This window comes from Psychrobacter sp. APC 3426 (assembly GCF_030408035.1).
Classification (GTDB): domain Bacteria; phylum Pseudomonadota; class Gammaproteobacteria; order Pseudomonadales; family Moraxellaceae; genus Psychrobacter.
On record NZ_JASDCF010000050.1, the window covers coordinates 1 to 5,771 of the forward strand.

Here is a 5,771-nt window from a genome sequence, read left to right on the forward strand (position 1 = left end):
GCCAAGGGGGTTTTACTTTTAGAATAGAGAGCTGACGATGACCTACTCTCACATGGCCGGGGCCACACTACCATTGGCGCGATGATGTTTCACTTCTGAGTTCGGGAAGGGATCAGGTGGTGCCATCATGCTATTGTCGTCAGCAAAGGGGGTTAGATATGAGTCTGTTGTTGTTATTGTTTTGACTACAAGTATTATCTTTTAGTCTTATCAACATAAACCTAACTGAATCAAGGTTTAAGGTGATATCGAAATATTCTTACTTTATAAGCCACTACAGCTCATACAAGATAGATTAATTAGACTTGTATACAAACCACTTGGGTGTTGTATGGTCAAGCCAAACGAGCAATTAGTACAGGTTAGCTACACACATCGCTGTGCTTCCACACCCTGCCTATCAACGTCCTAGTCTTGAACGGCTCTTTAGGGAAATCTAATCTTGAGGTGGGCTTCCCGCTTAGATGCTTTCAGCGGTTATCCCATCCGAACGTAGCTACCGGGCAATGCCACTGGCGTGACAACCCGAACACCAGAGGTTCGTCCACTCTGGTCCTCTCGTACTAGGAGCAGATCCTCTCAAATTTCCAACGCCCACGGTAGATAGGGACCGAACTGTCTCACGACGTTCTAAACCCAGCTCGCGTACCTCTTTAAATGGCGAACAGCCATACCCTTAGGACCTGCTTCAGCCCTAGGATGAGATGAGCCGACATCGAGGTGCCAAACACCGCCGTCGATATGAACTCTTGGGCGGTATCAGCCTGTTATCCCCAGAGTACCTTTTATCCGTTGAGCGATGGCCCTTCCATACAGAACCACCGGATCACTAAGACCTACTTTCGTACCTGCTCGACTTGTGGGTCTCGCAGTTAAGCGCGCTTTTGCCTTTATACTCTATGAACGATTTCCGACCGTTCTGAGCGCACCTTCGTACTCCTCCGTTACTCTTTAGGAGGAGACCGCCCCAGTCAAACTACCCACCATACATTGTCCTCGGTATTGTTATACCTGAGTTAGAACCCCAACATGACCAGGGTGGTATTTCAAGATTGGCTCCACCAAGACTAGCGTCTCGGCTTCAAAGCCTCCCACCTATCCTGCACAAGTCAGGTCAAAGTTCAATGTAAAGCTGTAGTAAAGGTTCACGGGGTCTTTCCGTCTAGCCGCGGGTACACAGCATCTTCACTGCGATTTCGATTTCACTGAGTCTCTGCTGGAGACAGCGCTGCCATCATTATGTCATTCGTGCAGGTCGGAACTTACCCGACAAGGAATTTCGCTACCTTAGGACCGTTATAGTTACGGCCGCCGTTTACTGGGGCTTCGATCAAGAGCTTCGCTTACGCTAACCCCATCAATTAACCTTCCAGCACCGGGCAGACATCACACCCTATACGTCCACTTTCGTGTTTGCAGAGTGCTGTGTTTTTAATAAACAGTTGCAGCAGCCTGGTATCTGCGACTGCCAACAGCTCAAGGAGCAAGTCCTATCACCATCAACAGCGTACCTTCTCCCGAAGTTACGGTACCATTTTGCCTAGTTCCTTCAGCAGAGTTCTCTCAAGCGCCTTGGTATTCTCTACCTGATCACCTGTGTCGGTTTAGGGTACGATTCGTTTATAACTATTGCTTAGAAGCTTTTCCTGGAAGCATGGTATTTGCCACTTCGCTGTACAAGTACAGCTTGCTATCAGATCTCGACCGTATAACAGCCCGGATTTACCTAAGCTGTAAGCCTACATCCTTTCACCTGGACAACCAACGCCAGGCTGACATAACCTTCTCCGTCCCTCCATCGCATTATAAACAAGTATCGGAATATTAACCGATTTCCCATCGACTACGCCTTTCGGCCTCGCCTTAGGGGTCGACTCACCCAGCCCCGATTAACGTTGGACTGGAACCCTTGATCTTCCGGCGTGCGAGCTTTTCACTCGCATTATCGTTACTCACGTCAGCATTCGCTCTTGTGATACCTCCAGCATGCTTTACAACACACCTTCACAGGCTTACACAACGCTCCCCTACCACTTGAAAACAAATTCAAATCCGCAGCTTCGGCTCCTAGTTTGAGCCCCGTTACATCTTCCGCGCGGGCCGACTCGACTAGTGAGCTATTACGCTTTCTTTAAAGGATGGCTGCTTCTAAGCCAACCTCCTAGCTGTCTATGCCTTCCCACCTCGTTTCCCACTTAACTAGGAATTTGGGGCCTTAGCTGGCGGTCTGGGTTGTTTCCCTCTCCACAATGGACGTTAGCACCCACTGTGTGTCTCCCGGATATCACTCATCGGTATTCGGAGTTTGCATCGGTTTGGTAAGTCGGTATGACCCCCTAGCCGAAACAGTGCTCTACCCCCAATGGTGTTCGTCCGAGGCGCTACCTAAATAGCTTTCGGGGAGAACCAGCTATCACCGAGTTTGATTAGCCTTTCACCCCTATCCACAAGTCATCCCCTGGCTTTTCAACGACAGTGGGTTCGGTCCTCCGGTGCCTGTTACGGCACTTTCAACCTGCTCATGGATAGATCACTCGGTTTCGGGTCTATACCCTGCAACTAATTCGCCCTATTAAGACTCGGTTTCCCTACGGCTCCCCTAAACGGTTAACCTTGCTACAGAATATAAGTCGCTGACCCATTATACAAAAGGTACGCGGTCACCCTAATAAATTAAGGCTCCCACTGCTTGTACGCACACGGTTTCAGGTTCTATTTCACTCCCCTCACAGGGGTTCTTTTCGCCTTTCCCTCACGGTACTGGTTCACTATCGGTCAGTCAGGAGTATTTAGCCTTGGAGGATGGTCCCCCCATCTTCAAACAGGATTTCTCGTGCCCCGCTCTACTTAATATGTTAACTCTAATGTTTCGAATACAGGACTATCACCTACTACGGTCAGCTTTCCCACGCTGTTCTTCTACATTAGAATTAATCGGCTTCTCCCCGTTCGCTCGCCGCTACTAGGGGAATCTCAATTGATGTCTATTCCTAAGGGTACTGAGATGTTTCACTTCCCCTCGTTCGCTTCTTGTACAAGTACAAGATACCTACCTTATGGTAAGTGGGTTTCCCCATTCAGAAATCTCCGGATCACAGGATATTGCCGCCTCCCCGAAGCTTATCGCAGGCTGTCACGTCTTTCATCGCCTCTGACTGCCAAGGCATCCACCATGTGCGCTTCATTACTTGACCATACAACCCCAAGTAGTCTTTCGACTTCTAAGTGTCATACAATCTAATTATGATAACGATATCACCTATGTTTATACGCTTGATTCAGTTCTCTTTACTTTTTTTAATAACTCACCCCTGGGATAACAACTGATGTCGTTAAGAGGTGAGTTATTAAGGTTAAGAAGTGCGCGTGAACACGCTCTTCCTAACCCAGACTCATATCTATGTTTTTAAATAGTTCTTACGCTCTCGTCGAGTCATAAGTTCTGTATAAAACAGAAAGAAGTAATCTTAAACAAATCACTTGTTTCTGTTGAATACCTATTGTATTTATTTAGCATCTAAAGCTTACTGCGTTTATAGTAGTGGTGGAGCCAAACGGAGTCGAACCGTTGACCTCCTGCGTGCAAGGCAGGCGCTCTACCAACTGAGCTATGGCCCCATATAAATGGTGGGTCTAAGTGGACTTGAACCACTGACCCCCGCGTTATCAACACGGTGCTCTAACCAGCTGAGCTACAGACCCAATTACGCTTATTAAAACGTAAGCTTAAACTAAAGAACAACTTGTTGTGAATTCTTGCTGACCGAATGTGTCTATAAGGAGGTGATCCAGCCGCAGGTTCCCCTACGGCTACCTTGTTACGACTTCACCCCAGTCATCAACCACACCGTGGTGAACGCTTTCCCGAAGGTTAAGCTATCCACTTCTGGTGCAATCAACTCCCATGGTGTGACGGGCGGTGTGTACAAGGCCCGGGAACGTATTCACCGCGGCATTCTGATCCGCGATTACTAGCGATTCCTACTTCATGGAGTCGAGTTGCAGACTCCAATCTGGACTACGATAGGCTTTTTGAGATTCGCATCACATCGCTGTGTAGCTGCCCTCTGTACCTACCATTGTAGCACGTGTGTAGCCCTGGTCGTAAGGGCCATGATGACTTGACGTCGTCCCCGCCTTCCTCCAGTTTGTCACTGGCAGTATCCTTAGAGTTCCCGGCTTAACCCGCTGGTAACTAAGGACAAGGGTTGCGCTCGTTGCGGGACTTAACCCAACATCTCACGACACGAGCTGACGACAGCCATGCAGCACCTGTATTCTAATTCCCGAAGGCACTCCCGCATCTCTGCAGGATTCTAGATATGTCAAGACCAGGTAAGGTTCTTCGCGTTGCATCGAATTAAACCACATGCTCCACCGCTTGTGCGGGCCCCCGTCAATTCATTTGAGTTTTAACCTTGCGGCCGTACTCCCCAGGCGGTCTACTTATTGCGTTAGCTGCGTCACTAAGTCCTCAAGGGACCCAACGACTAGTAGACATCGTTTACGGCGTGGACTACCAGGGTATCTAATCCTGTTTGCTACCCACGCTTTCGAACCTCAGTGTCAATATGATGCCAGAAGGCTGCCTTCGCCATCGGTATTCCTCCAGATCTCTACGCATTTCACCGCTACACCTGGAATTCTACCTTCCTCTCACCTATTCTAGCCTAACAGTATCAGATGCAGTTCCCAGGTTAAGCCCGGGGATTTCACATCTGACTTATCAAGCCACCTACGCTCGCTTTACGCCCAGTAATTCCGATTAACGCTTGCACCCTCTGTATTACCGCGGCTGCTGGCACAGAGTTAGCCGGTGCTTATTCTGCAGCTAATGTCATCGTCCATGGGTATTAACCATGGAGTCTTCTTCACTGCTTAAAGTGCTTTACAACCAAAAGGCCTTCTTCACACACGCGGCATGGCTGGATCAGGGTTGCCCCCATTGTCCAATATTCCCCACTGCTGCCTCCCGTAGGAGTCCGGGCCGTGTCTCAGTCCCGGTGTGGCTGATCATCCTCTCAGACCAGCTACAGATCGTCGCCATGGTAGGCCTTTACCCCACCATCTAGCTAATCCGACTTAGGCTCATCTAATAGCGAGAGCAACAAGTTGCCCCCTTTCTCCCGTAGGTCGTATGCGGTATTAATTCGAGTTTCCCCGAGCTATCCCCCACTACTAGGTAGATTCCTAAGTATTACTCACCCGTCCGCCGCTCGACGCCTGGTAGCAAGCTACCATCGTTTCCGCTCGACTTGCATGTGTTAAGCCTGCCGCCAGCGTTCAATCTGAGCCATGATCAAACTCTTCAGTTTAATCTTGCTATGAAGCTCTTTAAAGAAGCTTCTAAACTTGGCTCATCTAATCTGGCAAAATCGCTAAAAATTATGTTCGTAATGAATTAACTTTGAGTTTTTCTGCTGTCTTAAATGATAATTTTTATAGTTAGAATAACTCCCGAAAAGAGAGTAAAACCAACTTTATTTTTTAGCATTCTGAATCAGCAAAAATCCACACAAGTTGTTCTTTAGTTATGCTTTTAAATAGTGTCAAGCTACTGTCGTCCAGTAGTTGATTATATAGGGTATTGCTTTCACTAGTCGTTTTAACCTTGCCGGTTAATCCTATCTAGCGAGCCGACTATCATATCATAAAGATTAGGTTTGTCAAGCTTTTTTATAATTTGTTTCAATAAGTTAGCCAGGTTTGTTATATGTAAATTCACATATAAATGATTCCGGTTCGTCTTAATGAGGTGCGTATTATAGACG

General features: G+C 47.8%; 2 tRNA genes and 3 rRNA genes. All 5 read right to left on the minus strand.

The annotated features are described in order from the left end of the window. Window positions 1–29: 29 nt before the first annotated feature. Window positions 30–144 (minus strand): 5S ribosomal RNA (gene rrf / locus QL919_RS13955). A 187-nt stretch (window positions 145–331) separates the two neighbouring features. Further along, a 23S ribosomal RNA gene (locus QL919_RS13960) occupies window positions 332–3,194 on the minus strand. 348 nt (window positions 3,195–3,542) lie between these two features. Then, window positions 3,543–3,618, minus strand: a tRNA-Ala gene (locus QL919_RS13965). Window positions 3,619–3,625: 7 nt separating this feature from the next. Beyond that, a tRNA-Ile gene (locus tag QL919_RS13970) sits at window positions 3,626–3,702 on the minus strand. A gap of 74 nt (window positions 3,703–3,776) precedes the next feature. Then, a 16S ribosomal RNA gene (locus QL919_RS13975) occupies window positions 3,777–5,315 on the minus strand. The 16S, 23S and 5S rRNA genes sit together here with 2 tRNA genes alongside, the layout of an rRNA operon. Window positions 5,316–5,771: the final 456 nt, after the last annotated feature.